At 46.3% G+C, this 696-nt stretch carries 1 protein-coding gene; it reads left to right on the top strand.

Annotated features, from left to right (window positions below; all coding sequences use genetic code 11):
• The coding region (locus tag R7Q09_RS25790; RefSeq protein WP_318143896.1) for an FAD-binding oxidoreductase at nt 1-696 on the top strand (696 nt) is incomplete at both ends.

Here is a 696-nt window from a genome sequence, read left to right as displayed (position 1 = left end):
TATTTATCCAGCGCGAAGAGCAAATCTATCAAGCGAATGCATCGCAAGAAGGTGGCTGGCGAGGGCTACGTGAGTTTGAGTTGGTAGGTAAACAATTGGAAAGTGAACACATTTGCAGTTTTGTTTTCAAACCGACGGATGGCAGTAAAGTGACGAAGTACAAGCCTGGGCAGTACCTCGGCATCTACATCAACAGCGATAAGTTTAAAAACCAAGAGATCCGTCAATACAGCCTATCTTCTTCGGTTCAAGAGAACACTTACCGCATCTCCGTAAAACGTGAACAAGGCGGTAAAGTATCCAACTATCTGCACGATGAGCTAAACATCGGCGATAAAGTAAAACTCGCAGCGCCAGCGGGTGATTTCTTTATGGATGTAGACACCAATACACCAGTGGTGCTGATTTCTGCAGGTGTCGGCCTTACGCCAACACTGTCAATGCTAGAAAGCTTGACGGAACATCACGCGCCAGTGACTTGGGTACATGCAACAGAAAACAGCAAACACCACGCCTTTAAAGAGCACGTAAACCAGCTAGTCACGGCGAAAGAAAACATGAACGCGCTCATTTGGTATAACCAACCAACGGCAGAAGACAAGATAGGTGAAGACTTCCACTTTACCGGCTTTGTAAACCTGCATGAAATCGAAGCCGCACTCAAACAAGACAACGTACAAGTGTACTTCTGTGGTC

It is taken from the genome of Vibrio sp. 2130-1 (genome assembly GCF_033339515.1).
This window is presented reverse-complemented; position numbering and strand designations above follow the sequence as displayed.